This window comes from Pseudomonas veronii (assembly GCF_002028325.1).
Lineage (GTDB): Bacteria > Pseudomonadota > Gammaproteobacteria > Pseudomonadales > Pseudomonadaceae > Aquipseudomonas > Aquipseudomonas veronii.
Genome location: NZ_CP018420.1, coordinates 3,968,048 through 3,984,414, shown reverse-complemented (window position 1 = coordinate 3,984,414; position 16,367 = coordinate 3,968,048). Strand labels below are relative to the sequence as shown.

The window sequence follows — 16,367 nt, the reverse complement described above, 5'->3', positions numbered from 1 at the left end:
CACTGCCGTGGGGAGTGCAGTCGGCCGTTTTGCTGATGCTGTGGCCCCAGGAGCAACCGCGCCTGGAATGGTGGCTGTGGAGCGCGGTGCTGCCGCTGTGCTGGGCGCTGATTTTGGCGGTGCGTGTGTTGGTGTGGCAGATCGAGCTGTTCAACCGCAAGGTGTATCTGCGCGCGCTGGAGGCCGCCATACAGGCTTGGTGGCAACGGCGCTCGCTGGGTTTACCGGTGCAGGATGTGTTGTTGCTCGGCCCGGCGGGTGACATGCAAGAAGACTACCTGAACTTGATGACAAGCGTCTCGCCACCCTTGGCGATACCCGGCGCTACACAGCCCATGTTGCGTTGCCCACTGTCGCTGAGCTTGATCAGCGAGCGTGAACCTGCACTGGCACGGCATCTCACCCGTTTAACCTTGGCCCTCCCGGGGTTGTCCGAGTGCTGGCCACAGCTGCGGGCAATTGCCTGGGTGGGGGATGAGAGCGGCCAGGCTGCTTTCGTTGAGGCGTTGGTCCGGGCGGGAGTGGTGTTGCCCGAGGCCCGTTTGCTGCTACAGAACCTGACTGATTTGGATGACCTGATCGATACCTTCCATCGCGATTGCCGTGGCGAGGACGACTGGTTGTTGTGCGCCGGCGTAGCGTCGGTGGCAAGTGCCGAAGAGGGCGAGCTGGGGGGTGAAGCGGGTTTCTTCTGGCGAGTGAGCTGGCAGGGGCGGCAGTTGGTGCATCGCGGTGAATACCTTGCAAGCCAGTCGCCCGTCGAGCTGTGTGCACAGATGCAGCGTTACGCCGGACTGCAATCTGCGCCGACCACCTGCCTGGCACTGGATCGAGCCAGCCAGGCTGCGTTTGTAGAGGGCGGCTGGTCGGCGGTCGAACATCAACTGGCCGGGCAATGGGGCGTGCTGGCGCACCTGGCGCCGTTTATCGGGATGTCCCTGGCATTGCTGCAAGCGGGGGCGGCGGGTCAGCCCTGTGGTTGGCTGAGCCAGGATGGAAACCAACGATTGGCGATTGGAGTGGCGGTGCCTTATGGCAACAGTTAAGGACGTGGGTAAGGGCTCGTTGGTTCGTGTGGGGTTGGGCTATCTGCTGATCATGACGCTGCTGGTACTGCTCGGTGGTCTGTTGTATGGCTTGTGCAGCGGCTATCTGGGCTGGCCGAAAATGCCGCTCAAGCAATTGCTGCTGTGGGGGCTGGGGGTGTGGTTCGCGCTCTGCTGGTTCTGCCCGGTCATTTTGCTGGCCTGGGATCGTCTGGCGCTTCGCCAGGCACAGCAGGTCGTGAGGGCGGTCACCGAAACGCCGAACTCGCGATTGAACCGGGAACCCGCATCGCCAGATGCGGTAAAAGTGCGCGAGCACCTACGCGAGCACTACGGCCTCTTCTGGCGCCACAAAACCCGCCTGCTGCTCATCATCGGCGAACCCGCCGAAATCGAAGCCATCGCCCCCACCCTGGCCGCTCACCAATGGCTCGAAGGCCAAGGCACCGTCCTGCTGTGGGGCGGTAGTGCGCAGGCCGCGCTGGATCAGTCTTTCCTCAAGCAATGGAGCGGCCTCAGCCGCTGGCGTGCGCTGGACGGAGTCGTCTGGGCGCTGAACGAAACCCAGGCCGCCGACGATGTCGCGATGGGCAAAGGTGTACGCCAGGTGCAGCGCCTTGCCCGTGACTTGCGCTGGCAGTTGCCGTTATCCCTCTGGCAGGTCTGCGGCAGTGCATGGGCGCAGGACACGCGCAAAGCGCAGCCGGTGGGCTGTCAGTTGCCCGCACGCTTCTCGGCGGCGGCATTGGACGCCGCGCTGAATCGTTTGCTGGAGCCTTTGCGTCGCGCGGGTTTGGCGCAGATGAACGCGGTGATGAAGGATGATTTTCTGCTGCGTTTGTCGCGAGATTTAAAGGGCGAGGGCATTGATCGTTGGCGTCACACCTTGGCGCACCTGGCCGGCGAATTTGCCCGTGGCGTGCCGTTGCGGGGGGTGTGGTTCAGCCTGCCGGTACAGCGCTCGCCGCATGATCAACAACAGGCGTGGTCGGTGGCCCCGGTGTGGCACGGTGTACTCGGCGATAACGCCCGTGGCCGCCGGCTGGGCTGGAGCGTGCCGCGAGTTGGCTACGCGTTGGCTTTCGGCCTAGCCATGCTGTGGAGCGCAGGACTGCTGCTGTCATTCATCAGCAACCGCACGCAGATCGCCCAGTTACACAGCTCGTTGTCGACCTTGCAACGCGCATCACAAGGCGACGAACAGCTCCTGGCCCTCCATGAACTGGTCCGCGAATTGGCGCGCCTGGATGATCGCGTTCAAGGCGGCGCTCCGTGGTATCAGCGCTTCGGCCTGAATCAAAACCCAGCGCTGCTTGAAACCGTGTGGCCGCGCTACGTCGAAGCCAACAACCGCCTGATCCGCGACCCGGCCGTCGCCGCTTTACGCCAACAGCTCACGGCCCTGGTCAAGCTGGCCCCGGACAATCCCGAGCGCGCCGAACGCGCCCGTGCTGCCTACGACCAGCTCAAGGCCTACCTGATGATGGCGCGTCCGGCAAAAGCCGACGCCAGTCTGCTGGTGAAAACCCTCGGCGAAGTCGAGCCTTCACGCGCGGGCCTCTGGCAAGCCCTGGGCCCCACTCTGTGGCAGTTTTACGCTGAACACCTGGCCGCCAATCCAACTTGGCGCATCGACACCGACGCGCGGCTGGTCGCGCAAGTCCGGCAGGTCCTGCTCGGCCAACTGGGTCAGCGCAATGCCGAAGCCAATCTGTACCAACAACTGCTCGATGACGCCGCCCATCACTACCCGGCCCTGGGCCTGCCGCAACTGGTCGGCGACACCGACGCCCAGGCCCTGTTCACCACCGAGGCCAGCGTGCCCGGCGTGTTCACCCGCCAGGCCTGGGAAGGCTCGGTGCGCCACGCCATCGATGCGATCGCCGAGGCGCGCCGCGAGGAAATCGATTGGGTGCTCAGCGACCAACCCGCCGACGTCGACACCCGCCTGAGTCCTGAGCAACTGCGCGCCCGCCTCACCGAACGCTACTTCCAGGACTACGCCAGCGCCTGGCAGGATCTGCTCAACAGCCTGCGCTGGCAGCAGGCCGCGAGTCTCGATGAGTCAATCGACCAATTGACGCTGATGAGCGACGTGCGCCAATCGCCCTTGATCGCGCTGCTGAACAGCGTGGCCTACCAGGCGCAGGCGGGCAGCCGCCCCCAGGCCCTGGCCGACTCGCTGGTGCAGTCTGCGCAAAAGCTGATCGGGCCGGACAAGGCCGCCGCGATCGAGCCGTTGGCCCAGGCCGCCACGGGGCCGCTGGCGGCGACCTTCGGCCCGTTATTGGCGCTGCTGGACAAGTCCAACACAGACGGCCTCAGTCTCCCGGCCTTCCTCACCCGCGTGACACGGGTGCGTTTGAAACTGCAGCAGATCAGCACCGCGCCCGACCCGCTGGAAATGACCCAGGCCCTGGCACAAAGCGTGTTTCAAGGCCGCAGCATCGACCTCACCGACACCCAATCCTACGGTGCCCTGCTGGCCGCCAGCCTGGGCGCGGAGTGGGGCGGGGCGGCGCAGACGCTGTTCGTGCAGCCGCTGGAACAGGCCTGGCAACGCGTGTTGCAACCCTCCGCCGCCGGCCTCAACAGCCACTGGCAGCGCTCGATCGTCAGCCATTGGAACGCCGCCTTCGCCAGCCGTTACCCGTTTGCCGCCACCACCAGCGATGCGTCGTTGCCGATGTTGGGGCAGATGATCCGCGCGGACTCCGGGCGCATCGCACAGTTTTTACAGCAGCAATTGAGCGGCGTGCTGCGCAAGGAAGGTAGCCGTTGGGTAGCCGATCCGCGCCACAGCCAGGGCCTGCGTTTCAACCCGCAGTTTCTTAGCGCGATCAATCAACTGAGCGAACTGGCCGATGTGCTCTACACCGACGGCGGCATGGGGCTGAGCTTTGAACTGCAAGGCAAACCCGTGCGCGACGTGGTGCAAACCACCTTCATCCTCAACGGCGACCGGCACCAGTACTTCAACCAGAAAGAAAGCTGGCAGCGTTTCAACTGGCCGGGGCGCAGCGACTATCCCGGCGTGAGCCTCAGCTGGACCAGCGTGCATGCCGGCGAGCGGCTGTTTGGCGACTACCCCGGCACCTGGGGCCTGATCCGCCTGCTGGAAAACGCCCAGGTCACGCCACTGGACGACGGCAACAGCCGCTACCGCCTGGCCCTCAAGGCGCCCGACGGCCTGAACCTGACGTGGCACCTGCGCACTGAATTGGATGCGGGGCCGCTGGCGTTGCTCAAGCTGCGTGACTTCAGGTTGCCGCAACAGATATTTCTCAATGAGGGCGCCGCAGAAGAACCCTATGCGCAGAACGGGAGTTTCGAACTCCGGTGAATCACTGTTCCATCGGCGCGCTGACGTAACCAAGGAACACCCTTAACAGGTATTGGATACAAAGGATGTGTAATGCAAAAAATTAAAACGTATCTTCGAGACCATGGCCACGCTCCATTCAAATTCGGCGAGGGGCGTATCAGCGGTTATATCTGCGCTGCGCTCGGGCTGTTGAGTCTGCTGGCCGTGTTGTGTTTTTTGCTTCCCGAGTGGCTGACCACGACCGAACTGCGCAAGGTTTACAACGAACAATTGGCGCGTAGCCTGCTACTGCTCGGATTGGCGCTCCTCATCTCCGCGGCGGTCTTTATTCCGCTGGAAAAGCTGTATGCCAAGAATGCGGTGCCGTGGTTATGGCGTTTCCATGCGGTGCACCATTCGAGTACGGCGATGGATTGGCTGACCGGCTCGCGTGTCCACTTTGTCGAAGTGCTATTGACGTGCACCGCCGTACTGATGCCGCTGATGTTGCTGGGCTTTTCTGCGCAGGCATTGAATGCCTATGTGGTGCTGGTCGGCGTCCAGGCGGTGCTGGCTCATGCCAATGTGTGCATCAAAGGTGGTTGGCTGGAATACGTATTGGTACTTCCACGCTACCACCATTGGCACCATGCCCGTCATCCAGACTACCGCTACAAAAACTATGCGATTCACCTGCCGCTGATCGATAGGGTATTTGGAACATTCAAATTGCCCGCAAAGGACTGGCCAACGCGCTACGGAGTGTTTGGCGAACCGTTGCCGGACGGCATTCTGCGTCAGCATCTATATCCATTCCAAAAGCGTGTGCAGACGCGCGGCAAGCATGAGGGTGTAACACAGCCCGCTGGCATGAGTGAGGGGGCCGAATGAGCCTGCGCGCCTTGATCGCCCGCTGCCTTGGAGAGCGTGACGCACTGTCTGTCGCACACGAACACGCCGCCCACTGGCAACCCTGGCTACACCCCATCAGCACCGAATCCCCTGTCGGCGACGACCCCGGCTACGACGATGACTTCCAACGCATGCGCGAAGAAGTCAACAAACTGTCGGGTGCCGATGCCGAGCAGGTTGCCCAGCTGGCGCAGAAGCTGCTGACCCAGCGCTGCAAGGACCTGCGCGTCGCCACGTACTACCTGTGGGCGCGCTTGCACAAGGACGGCGAACTCGGTTTGGCGGATGGCTTGAGCCTGTTGGCCGCGCTGGTGGAGCGCTTTGCCGACGCGGTGCTGCCCAGCCGTCCGAACAGCCGCAAGATGGCCCTGGAATGGTTGGCCAGTGGCAAGGTGTTGGACACGCTGTCGCTGTACCCGGAAGTGGTCAAGGCCGAAGCCGAGCGCACCGCCGCCGCGCTCGCCTGGCTGGAGCGCGGCTTGAGTGGGTGGGCGCCGGAGCAGCGTCCGGATCTGCAGCCGCTGTACGCGGCATTGTCGGCGCGACTGGCGCAGTCCGGCGGGATGGACGCATTGGTCCCGCAACACACCGCCAGCCTTGAGTCGACTGTGCATGCCAACGCGTCGCCGCCGACGATGATCAAATCCGGGCGGGACCTGTTGGACAGCGGCCGGGCCCTGGCGAGCTACCTGCGCGAGCAACCCTTGGGCTGGCTGGCCGCTCACCGACTGATGAAGAGCTTGCGCTGGGACACCGTGCATCAGACGCCGCCTCAGGAGGCCAACGGCAACACGCGCCTGGCGCCGCCGCGTGCAGACTATCGGGCACAGCTCAAGCGTTTGTACCTGCAACAGAACTGGGCGGAGTTGATCGAACAGGTCGAGCGGATGTATGCCGAAGGCGTGAACCATTTCTGGCTCGACCTGCAATGGTACCTGTATCAGGCCTTGAGCAAACAACCCGCACCGCAGGACCGCTGGGCCGCTATCACCAAACGTGACCTGGGCATGTTCCTCGAGCGCCTGCCGGGTCTGGAGGTGCTGTGCTGGAGTGACGGCACCCCGTTCGCCGACGAAACCACCCGCGAGTGGATTGCCCAGCACGTCAGCGGCAACCAACCCCAGCAATGGCTGCCCGTACCCTCGGCGGCCGTGGCCAGCAGTGATGCGGACATCTTGTCCCTGGAAGGTGAGGCCGTGGCCCAGGCCGACAGCGACGGCGTGGATCACGCGCTGGCGTGGCTGGCTGCGCGGCCCGGTATCGACAGCGGGCGCCAGCGCTGGCTGCTGCGCCTGCTGATGGCGCGGGTGGCCGAACAGCATGGCAAGAGCGACCTGGCCATTCACCTGCTGGGGGAACTGGACGCCACCGCGCAACGCCAGGCCCTGGCCGACTGGGAGCCGGCGCTGTATTTCGAGGTCAAGGCGCGCCTGCTCAAGCTGCTGCGCGTGAAAGCCCAACGCAACGACGCCGACAAACCCAGCCTAGCGCGGCGCATGGAAACCCTGCTGGCGGCGCTGGTCGCCATCGACCCGGTACGCGCCGCCGTGCTGTGCGGCTAACCCTTATCTATCAGGAGTCGTTCTGTGAACATGGACAATCTCACACTGCGCTATTTCGATGCCGAAATGCGCTACCTGCGCGAGGCGGGCAAGGAATTCGCGGAGGCCTTCCCGGATCGGGCGGCACAGCTCAACCTGGACAAACCGGGGGCGCAAGACCCCTATGTGGAGCGCCTGTTCGAGGGCTTCGCGTTCCTGATGGGCCGCCTGCGGGAAAAACTCGACGATGACCTGCCGGAATTGACCGAAGGCCTGGTCAGCCTGCTCTGGCCACACTACCTGCGCACCATCCCGTCGCTGTCGATCGTCGAACTGGTGCCGGAACTGGCGCAGATGAAGCACAGCGAGTTGATCGCGCAGGGCTTTGAAGTGCTGTCGCAACCCATCGGGCCCCAAAGTACCCGTTGCCGCTACACCACCACCCAGGACCTGGCCCTGCGCCCGTTGGCCCTGGCCTCGGTCGGGCGCAGCTTCGCCCCGGATGGTCGCTCCGTGTTGCGCCTGCGTTTTGCCTGCGGCGCGTTGACTGACTGGAGCCAGATCGACCTGAGTCGCGTGCCGCTGTACCTGAATGCCGAAGCCCCTTTGGCCAGTGCTTTGCATCAGGCGCTGACCCTGAATGTGCAGGCGATGTTCGTGCATTGGCCCGGCCAGACCGAACGCCAGCCGGTGGCCGGGCATTTTGCACCCAGGGGGTTTGCCGATGAAGACCGGCTGTGGCCCAAGGGCGACAGTGCGTTCAGCGGTTATCAGTTATTGCTGGAGTATTTCAGTTTCCGCGAAAAATTCATGTTCGTGACCCTGTGTGGCCTGGAGCATCTGCAGATTGCTCCCGACGCCGCCTGGTTCGAGCTTGAAGTGGTGTTACGTGAACCCTGGCCGGCCGATTTCGACCTGAGCCGCGAGCATATCCGCCTGCATGCGGTGCCGGTGATCAACCTGTTCGCGCTGGAGGCCGACCCGCTGACCCTGGCACCGTTGCAAAGCGACTACCTGCTGCGCCCCATGCGTTTGCAGGACGGCCATACCGAGATCTATTCGGTGGACCGCGTGACCGCCTCGCGAAACGCCGAGCGCCAGGACTATGTGCCGTTCAGCAGCTTTCGCCACAAGGGCGGCATGTTGCGTGACGAGGCTCCCGAACGCTACTTCCATACGCGCCTCAAGCGCGCCGCCAATGGCTTGCATGACACCTGGCTGATCCTCGGCGGCGAGGGCTTCGACAGCGACCGCCTGCGCACGCGTGAAAGCCTGTCGTTGCGACTGACCGGCACCCACGGCCAATTGCCGCGCAAGGCGCTGCAAAGCACCGTGCTCGACACGCTGGTGCAAAGCCCCCAGGCCGGTTTGCGGGTGCGCAACCTGTGTGCGCCGAGCTTGCCCTGCTACCCGCCGAACCGCGACCGCTTTCACTGGCGGGTGCTGAGCCACCTGGGCTCGAACTTCCTGCCGATGCTCGACAACGCCGAGGTGTTGCGCGGCACATTGGCCTTGTACGACTGGACGGGCAGCGAACTCAACCGTCGTCGTCTGGCGGCGATCGTCGAGGTCCGTCATCACTTGGTCCAACGTTTCGAGAAAGGCTTTTTGCTACGCGGCGTGGATATCGAGATCACCCTCGATGCCAACGGCTTTTCAGGGGAGGGCGACATCAGCCTGTTCGGCGAGATGCTCAATCGCTTCTTCGCCTTGTATGCCGACATTCATGTGTACACCCAGCTCACGCTGATCCTGCAACCTACTGGAAAGTGCCTGCGATGGAACGAGAATCACAGTCAGCGTATTCCCGGCTGAAAGCCAGCGGTTTGCTGGATGCCTTACAGGGCCAGGTGGCCGAGGCCAATCTGCAGCGTTTTTGCCAGTTGCTGGAACAGGCCTTGCCCGGCCATCCGCCGCTGGGCAGCACCGCGCACCCGGCGGATGACGCCGTGCGCTTTCGGCCCGATCCGGGCATGGGCTTTCCGGCCGGCGAGTTGAAGTCGATTGAAATCGATGAAGCGCACCCGGAGCGAGCGGCGACGGTACGCACGCGCTTGCTTGGGTTGTACGGGGTCGATTCGCCGATGCCGACCGTGTACCTGGATGACATCGCGCAGCGTCGGGAGGGGCATGAAGCGCTGGAAGCCTTCCTGGATATGTTCAATCACCGGATCTTCACCCAGTTCTACCGGATCTGGCGCAAGTACTCCTACCCGGCGACGTTCGAAGCGGGCGGCACCGATGCCACCTCGCAATGCCTGCTGGGCCTGATCGGCCTGGGCATTCCCGGCACCGCGCAACAGGTCGCCACGCCGGTCTCGCGCTTTCTGGCCTTGCTCAGCGTGATGCGCCTGCCCACGCGGAATGCACAAGGCATCGTCGCACTGGTCAAATTGCTCGCCCCCGACACCCAGGTGCAGGTGACTCCGCATTGGCCGCAGAACATTACGTTGGCGGCGCCGGCCAGCCTGTCCCGGCAACGTCCGGTGAGCCTGGCCCAGGGCACGCCGCTGGGGCGTATCGGCCGCGACGCCAACAGCCAGTTCGGTCTGACGCTCTATACCGAGCACGCGCAGGAAGCCCGTGGCTGGCTCCCCGACGGCCAGCTACACCGCGACCTGCGGGTGCTGTTGCGCGTTTACCTGGGGTGGCGTTGCACGGCGAAACTGCGCTTGTCGCTGCCGTTGCACAGCCTGCCTGCGCCGGTGTTGGGGCTGGCCACCCTCCGGCTCGGCATGACCGGTGTACTGGGCTTGGGAGACAGCGCCTGGCGCACGACGGAACACGAGACCCTCACGATCAACCTGGGGCGCTACCAAGGCCTTTCGATTAACCCGCGCAACAGGGAGACACAGCATGTCGCGTACCGTTTTTAATCTTGTGCTGCTGGCGGCTTTCACGCTACCGCTCGGCGGTTGTGGGTTGGCCCAGACCGTGGCGGATGGCACGGCATCCACCGCCAAGGCGATCTTCTACAAGCAGGTCAACACCCTGCATCTGGATTTCAGCGCGCGCACGGCGCTGAACACCGATGCCACGGACATGCGTGCGTTGTCGGTGCCGACCCTGGTGCGGGTTTACCAATTGCGCGACAGCAAGGCGGTGGAGCTGGCGACCTACGAAGGCCTGCTGGGCGACGACGAGCGCTTGCTCGCGCGTGCGTTATTGGACAAACACTCGGTGGTGGTAAAGCCCGAAGAAGGCGCTCAGTTGAACGTGCCGATGGACAAGGATGCGCAGTTTGTCACGTTGGTGGCGTTGTTTCGCGACCCCGATACCCGGCAGAACAGCTGGCGCCTGACATTGACGCGTGACGATCTCGACCCGGATCGCGCACGGGTGATCGAACTGGGCGATAACCGCTTGATCCTGCGCCCATTGACGAAGGATTGAGCCATGACCGAGTACGCCCCTTCGCTCTACGAACGCCTGTTGCAGAATTTCGCCGGTGAACTGGACCTGCAGCGGGTCTGCGAGGCGGACCAGCACGCCCTCTCCGTGCTGGACAACCTGCAGCGCATCCTCAACAGTCGAGCGGGCGCGCTCAGCCATCTGCCGGATTACGGGCTGCCGGACATGGGCCTGATCCTGCAAGGGTTGCCCGCCACGGCCCAAGGCCTGATCGGCGTCATGACCGACACGTTGCTCAAGTACGAACCGCGTCTGGCGGCGATCACCATCGAGCTGCTGCCCCAGGTGCTGCCGGGGCATCTGGAGTACGCCCTGGACATGCAATTGAAGGATGGGCAGCACGTGACCTTCGGCACCCGCTTGACACCCGAAGGCCGGGTGCTGGTGCGTCACTTGAAGCGACAGCATTACCTGTCGAAGCCTTGAACCGATAACGCAAGGGAAACCCGATGACGGCGTTGTTTGAGATGCGTATTCAAGTCGGCGGTGATCCGCGCGGCTTCAGTGAGTTCATCGCTTTGCGCGAGGAATTGGCCAAGCTCAGCCATCCCGCCTGCCCGGATGTGGACTGGGCCAAGGTCGAGCAAGGCTGCCTTGCGCTGTTCCAGCAAAACGGCGCGGAGTTGCACAGCGCGTGCTTTTACACCTTGGCTCGCGGCCAGCGTCATGGGGTCGAGGGCATCACCCAAGGTGTGGCGTTGATCGAGGCGCTGGGCGGTGAGTGGGTGCGCCTGTGGCCGCCGATGGCGTCGGCGCGCGTGGACTTGCTGGGATGGTTGTTCGAGCAACTGCAACTGTTGCTGCGCAGCCGGGCGATGACCGCCCACGGCGTGCCCGCGCTGGTTCAATTGGACCTTGAGTTGGCCCGTTTGCAGGTGCGTTTGCGGGCTCATCTAGACCACCCTCTACAACCGCTGCACGCCCTGCGCTATCAGGTCGGCGGCTTGATCCAGCGCCTGGAGCAAAGCCCCGCGCCGGACGGCACGATGCTCGCGCCGCTCAGGTTGCCGGCGCCGGCGCTGGTGAGCCCCGTGGTGATCCTGCCGCCACCCGCAGTGGTGGCGCGCCGGCCACGCATCGCGCTGTGGGGGCTGGTCGGGGCGCTGATCGTTGCCTTGCTCGCAGGGATCGGTTGGCGCATGTGGTTGGCCGGTCCAGGCACTGAACCCCTTATGCCCGACCCCGTTCGACTGGATAGCCTGTCGCTGTTCGATGCCGGCAGTGCCACGCTCAAGCCAGGCTCGGCCAAGGTGCTGATCAATGCCCTGGTCGACATCAAAGCCCAACCCGGCTGGCTGATCGTGGTCGCCGGGCATACGGACGCGACCGGTTCCGTCGAACAGAACCTGGCGCTGTCCCATGCCCGCGCCTCTGCCGTGCGCGACTGGATGCAGCGCATGGGCGACATCGCCGACAGTTGCTTTGCCGTCCAGGGCTTCGCGGCCAGTCAGCCGATTGCCAGCAATGAAACCGACGTCGGGCGCGCCGCGAACCGTCGCGTGGATATTCACCTGGTGCCGCAGACAGGGGCCTGCGGCGAGGCCACGGTGGCCGTGGACTGAGCGCTATTTCATCGCATGCTCGACCACCTGTGTCGCACGCGGCGCAGCCCGCAGACACTTGGTCAAAGCCTGCTGCACATCCGCCAGCAGGTCGGCGATGTCCTCCAGCCCGACCGACAGACGCACCAACCCCTCGCTGATCCCGTGGGCTGCCCGCTCCTCTGGGGTGTAGGTGGAGTGGGTCATGCTCGCCGGGTGTTGGGCCAGGGACTCCGCATCGCCCAGGCTGACCGCGCGGCTGAACAGCTTGAGTGCGTTCATGAAGCGCCGGCCGGTCGCGATCCCGCCTTTGAGCTCGAAGGCAATCATCCCGCCGGGCATCCGCATCTGCCGCGCCGCCAGTTCGTACTGGGGAAATGAGCGCAACCCCGGGTACGTCACGCGCTCGACGGCCGGGTGGGCCTGCAAGGCTTCGGCCACTGCCTGGGCGTTGCTGCAATGGCGGTCCATGCGCAGGGCCAGGGTCTTGAGGCCGCGCATCAGCAGCGATGCGTCCTGCGGGGACATGACCGCACCGGTCAGGTCTTTGAGCCCTTGCAGACGAATGCGCTGCGCCAGTGCGTGGTTGCTCACCGCAATGCCGGCGGTGATGTCGCCATGTCCGCTGAGGTACTTGGTGGCCGAATGCACGACCACATCGGCGCCCAACTCCAGGGGCCGTTGCAGGTACGGCGTGCAGTAAGTGTTATCGACCACCACGATGACGTTGGGCTGCTGGTGCGCCAGCGTGGCGACGGCGGCAATATCGACCAGTTGCAGGTTGGGGTTGGCCGGAGTTTCGCAGTAGATCATGCGCGTGGCCGGGGACAGCGCGGCGTGCAGTGCATCCAGGTCGGTGAGGTCGACATGGCGCACCTTGATGCCGAACTCCGCGATGCCATGGTGCAGTAGGGCGAAAGTGCAGCCGTAGAGTGTCTGGCTGACGATCACCTCATCGCCGGGGCGCAGCAGGGTCCAGAAGGTGGCGGCAATCGCGCCCATACCGGAACTGAAGGCGACGGCGGCCTCGCCGTTTTCCAGGGTCGCCATGCGCGCTTCCAGCAGGGCCAGGGTCGGGTTGGAAATGCGTGTGTAGAAGTGCCCGCTTTCTTCACCGGCAAAACACGCGGCGCCGTATTCTGCGGTGGGGAAGGCGAACGTGGCGCTGAGATAGATCGGCGGTACGAGGGCGCCGTGGTGGTCCTTGGGGTCGTAACCGTGGTGGATGGCACGGGTGGAAAAGCCGAATGCATTGTGTTTATTGTTCATGTCGGACACTCCTTATTTCCTACAATGCTATGCTCATAACCACAGCTGAACTTTGCAATATTTGCTGACAAATCCCGCGCAATGGGATGAAACCTTTCTAAAAATAATGATTAGAGGCACGTTATGCCCCTCAGTCTGGATCGCACCGACAAGGCGCTTTTAAACGCACTGCAAGGCAACGCCCGCTTGACCGTGGCCGAGCTCGCCGAGCGCGTGTCCCTGACCACCTCCCCGTGTTGGCGGCGGGTCAGGAACCTGGAAGAGAGCGGGGTGATCAGCGGTTATCAGGCGATCCTGTCGCCCAAGGCGTTGGGCTATGGGGTGACGGCGTTTGTCAGCATCATGATGGAGAGCCATACCCAGGAAATTGCGCGGGCGTTCGAGCAGCGCTTGCTCGACATTCCGGAAATCGTCGCCTGCCATAACGTCTCGGGGCGCTATGACTTCCTGCTAGAAGTGGTGGCCAAGGACCTGGAGTCGTTTGGCGAATTCGCGCGGGAGGTGTTGCAGACATTGCCGTGCGTCAAAGAGATCTACTCGAGCTTTTCCTACAAATCGGTGCGGCCTTTGCGCGTGATTCCGCTGCCGCGCTGAGGGGCTGAGCCCGTGGGCACATTGGCTACCTGATCTTTGCCGGAATTGGCTATTTCTCCTGAGTGCTGCGCTGACTAATCTGGCCACCAATTTCCAGTGTTCAGGAGCTCTACCATGCAACCCCGTACCGATTTCTACACCGCTTCCCCAGACGCCATGAAAGCCATGCTCGCCCTGGAAACCGCAGTGGGCAAACTGTCCATCGAACTGCCCCTGCTGGAACTGGTGCGCCTGCGCGTGTCGCAGATCAATGGCTGCGCCTTCTGCCTCGATATGCACACCGCCGATGCGCGCAAGGGCGGTGAGACCGAGCGCCGCCTGTACACATTGTCGGCCTGGCGCGAAACGCCGTTCTTCACCCCGCGTGAACGCGCCGCCCTGGCCTGGGCCGAAAGCCTGACCCTGGTCAGCCAGACCCGCGCCGCAGACGAAGACTACAACGCACTCGCCGCCGAGTTCAGCCCCCAGGAACAGGTCGATCTGAGCGTCGCCATCGCCACCATCAACAGCTGGAACCGCCTGGCGGTGGGCTTTCGCAAGATGCCCAAGTAAGCCCGGGGCCGTGCGCGGTCAGAAGTTGACCGAGGCACTCAGGCGCGCTGTCAGCGGCGCGCCCTGGAACAGGTAGTCATCGCCCATGTACTCGCCCGCGTCGCGCCAGTAGCGTTTGTCGAACAGGTTGTCGACACTCAGGCGAAACACCGTTTCATAGCCATCGACTTTGGTGGTGTAACGGCTGCCGACGTTGACCACCGCATAGTCCCCGACCTCGACATTGCCACTGCGGTTGGCGTACTTCTTGGCGCTGTATTGCACGCCGCCCAGGACCGCCAGGCCGTTGACCCACGGCAGCGCATAGTCGGCGTAGACACTGGCGCGCAGCTTGGGCACGTTGATCGCCTGGTGGCCTTCGTAGTCCGGCGTGCCGCTGCCGCTGACCCGCGCCCGAATCGCCGCGACGCTGGTGGCGATCTGCAGGCGGTCGGTGGCCCAACCATTCGCCGACAGTTCCAGCCCAGTGTTCTTCTGCTCGCCTTGTTGCACGTAGGTGAAACTCCCGGCGCCATCCGGCTTGGCGTACTGGTAGGCCTGGCGCGTCTGGAACACGGCCGCGGCGAAGCTGATGCGGCGCCAGTCGTATTTCACGCCGGCTTCTATTTGTCGCGACACGGTCGGGGCCAGGGTCTCGTCCGGGTTGTTCGCGAACCACGGCGCCGTGCCGCCCAGGGACAGGCTCTTGCTGTAGCTGGTGTACAGCGAGATGTTTTCAATCGGCTTATAGATCAGCGAGGCCTGGGGCAGGAACACGTACTGCTGGGTATGGCGCGCCTGGTCGCCATTGCTGTCAAAGGCTTGTTCATCGAGGCGCACTTCGCGACCGCCGAGGAGGGTTTGCCACTGCTCGTTGAAGCGGATGCGGTCGGTGACGAACACGCCGTACTGGCGGCTGTCGAGGGTGCGATGGCTGTCGTTCAGCGGCACGTTGGTCGGCGCAAACGTCGGCGCGTCCTGATTGATATTGCCGCTGCCGATGTACTCGTTGACCGCCTCGCGCTTGTCGATCACCCGGCGAAACGCGCTGGTGCCGAAGGTCAATTCATGGCCCAGGCCGGCGGTGTCGAACAGCCCGGTCATGGCCGCCTGCACTTCATCGTCGCGGCGGGTGTCGTCGGGGCTGCGGTAGTCGTAGATGTCGTAGTCACCCTCGGGGCTGAACGTGTTGGCGTTGCACGTGTTCACGTAGAAACAGCCCCAGGCGAACGAACTGTAGTCATCGATCACCACCTTGCTGCGCGCCGCGCTGACACTGCCTTTCCACTGGTCGCTGAAGCGGTATTCGAACTTGCCGTTGAGGTTCAGCGAATCAATACCGACCTGCTTGGAACCGCTTTGATGGCCCAGCAGCTGTTTCGGCGATGCATCGTGGGGCACTTCACTGCCGCCCAGCAGTTGGTAGCCCGGCACCGAGCGCTGTTGTTTGTTCTGGTATTCGGCATCCAGTTGCAGCACCGCGTCGGGGCTGATGTTCCAGTCGAACGCCAGGGACAGGAAGTCGCGCTGGCCGTTGGCGTGTTCCACGTAGGAATTGAGGTCTTCATGGGCCACGTTGGCGCGCAGGCCGAACTGCCGCTCGCTGCCGAACCAGCCGCCGACGTCGGTGGCGATATAACCGCTGCCGCGGTCGTCGGTGGACACCGTCACCGAACGCACGTCTTGCGGGCGCTTGGTCACGTAGTTGATCACGCCGCTGGGCTCGGAGATCCCGCTTTGCAGGCCGGCCAGGCCCTTGAGTACTTCCACCTGCTGTTTGTTTTCCAGGGCGACGTTCTGCTCGCCGGTGATGGTGCGCCCGTTGATCTTGTAGCTGCTCGCCGCGTTCAGCGAGAAGCCGCGCACCACGAAGTTTTCGTAGTAGCCGATCGGTGCGTAGCTGTCGCCCACCGAGGCGTCGTTGCGCAGCACTTCGCTGAGCAGGCGGGCTTGCTGGTCCTTGATCAGGGCGGCGTTGATCACGCTGATCGAGGCGGGAGTGTCCAGCAGCGGCGCTTCATTGAAACCGCCGACCGAGGCGGTTTCACTGCGATAACCGGACTCATCCTGGCCCTGGACCTGTACCGCCGGCAGTTCAATTTCCGCAGCCAGGCTGCTGCCGATGCCACCGCTGAGCAGCAGGCCGAGGGCGAAACGTGACGTGACGACGGGGCGAAAACGCAGAACCATGGGGCAAGGCCTTAAAGCGCAGGACGGG

Annotated in this window: 13 protein-coding genes; 11 read left to right on the top strand and 2 right to left on the bottom strand. The window is 63.7% G+C overall.

Translation table 11 applies throughout. The annotated features are described in order from the left end of the window. Nucleotides 1–35: 35 nt before the first annotated feature. The 9 genes from PverR02_RS18010 to PverR02_RS17970 all read left to right on the top strand — a co-directional run bounded on the left by PverR02_RS18010 (nt 36) and on the right by PverR02_RS17970 (nt 11,776). Nucleotides 36–1,046 carry a hypothetical protein gene (locus PverR02_RS18010; protein WP_079445022.1) on the top strand — a complete coding sequence of 337 codons (1,011 nt, stop codon included), beginning with the start codon at nt 36–38 and terminating at the stop codon, nt 1,044–1,046. Next, nucleotides 1,033–4,389, top strand: coding sequence for an ImcF-related family protein (locus PverR02_RS18005; protein WP_227778668.1), 3,357 nt, complete (start codon nt 1,033–1,035; stop codon nt 4,387–4,389). Before PverR02_RS18010 ends, PverR02_RS18005 begins: the two co-directional genes overlap by 14 nt. 72 nt (nt 4,390–4,461) lie before the next feature. After that, entirely contained in the window at nt 4,462–5,241 is a 780-nt protein-coding gene (locus PverR02_RS18000) for a sterol desaturase family protein (RefSeq protein ID WP_079444069.1), read from the top strand. Next, the gene (tssA, locus tag PverR02_RS17995) at nt 5,238–6,824 is read left to right on the top strand and encodes a type VI secretion system protein TssA (RefSeq protein WP_079444068.1); all 1,587 of its coding nucleotides are present in this window, start codon (nt 5,238–5,240) and stop codon (nt 6,822–6,824) included. The genes PverR02_RS18000 and tssA overlap by 4 nt, the downstream gene beginning before the upstream one ends. A 24-nt stretch (nt 6,825–6,848) precedes the next feature. Further along, nucleotides 6,849–8,618 (top strand): type VI secretion system baseplate subunit TssF, encoded by a 1,770-nt coding sequence (gene tssF / locus PverR02_RS17990; RefSeq protein WP_079444067.1) that lies wholly within the window; start codon nt 6,849–6,851, stop codon nt 8,616–8,618. Next, a complete protein-coding gene (gene tssG, locus PverR02_RS17985; RefSeq protein WP_079444066.1) occupies nt 8,582–9,679 on the top strand; it encodes a type VI secretion system baseplate subunit TssG in 1,098 nt (365 codons plus the stop codon). Before tssF ends, tssG begins: the two co-directional genes overlap by 37 nt. Beyond that, nucleotides 9,660–10,196 (top strand): type VI secretion system lipoprotein TssJ, encoded by a 537-nt coding sequence (gene tssJ / locus PverR02_RS17980; RefSeq protein WP_046383722.1) that lies wholly within the window; start codon nt 9,660–9,662, stop codon nt 10,194–10,196. Before tssG ends, tssJ begins: the two co-directional genes overlap by 20 nt. A gap of 3 nt (nt 10,197–10,199) precedes the next feature. Continuing rightward, nucleotides 10,200–10,640, top strand: a complete 441-nt coding sequence (gene tssE, locus PverR02_RS17975; protein ID WP_079444065.1) for a type VI secretion system baseplate subunit TssE — start codon at nt 10,200–10,202, stop codon at nt 10,638–10,640. A gap of 23 nt (nt 10,641–10,663) precedes the next feature. Beyond that, entirely contained in the window at nt 10,664–11,776 is a 1,113-nt protein-coding gene (locus tag PverR02_RS17970) for an OmpA family protein (RefSeq protein ID WP_079444064.1), read from the top strand. Nucleotides 11,777–11,779: 3 nt separating this feature from the next. On the opposite strand, the gene PverR02_RS17965 is transcribed toward PverR02_RS17970, so the two are convergent. After that, a complete protein-coding gene (locus PverR02_RS17965; RefSeq protein ID WP_017846579.1) occupies nt 11,780–13,024 on the bottom strand; it encodes a methionine gamma-lyase in 1,245 nt (414 codons plus the stop codon). Nucleotides 13,025–13,147: 123 nt separating this feature from the next. On the opposite strand from PverR02_RS17965, the gene PverR02_RS17960 reads away from it, so the two are divergent. Continuing rightward, nucleotides 13,148–13,618 carry an Lrp/AsnC family transcriptional regulator gene (locus tag PverR02_RS17960; RefSeq protein ID WP_017846578.1) on the top strand — a complete coding sequence of 157 codons (471 nt, stop codon included), beginning with the start codon at nt 13,148–13,150 and terminating at the stop codon, nt 13,616–13,618. Between the two features lie 114 nt (nt 13,619–13,732). Further along, nucleotides 13,733–14,170 (top strand): carboxymuconolactone decarboxylase family protein, encoded by a 438-nt coding sequence (locus PverR02_RS17955; RefSeq protein ID WP_046383718.1) that lies wholly within the window; start codon nt 13,733–13,735, stop codon nt 14,168–14,170. Between the two features lie 18 nt (nt 14,171–14,188). On the opposite strand, the gene PverR02_RS17950 is transcribed toward PverR02_RS17955, so the two are convergent. Then, the gene (locus PverR02_RS17950; protein WP_079444063.1) at nt 14,189–16,339 is read right to left on the bottom strand and encodes a TonB-dependent siderophore receptor; all 2,151 of its coding nucleotides are present in this window, start codon (nt 16,337–16,339) and stop codon (nt 14,189–14,191) included. Between the last annotated feature and the right edge of the window lie 28 nt (nt 16,340–16,367).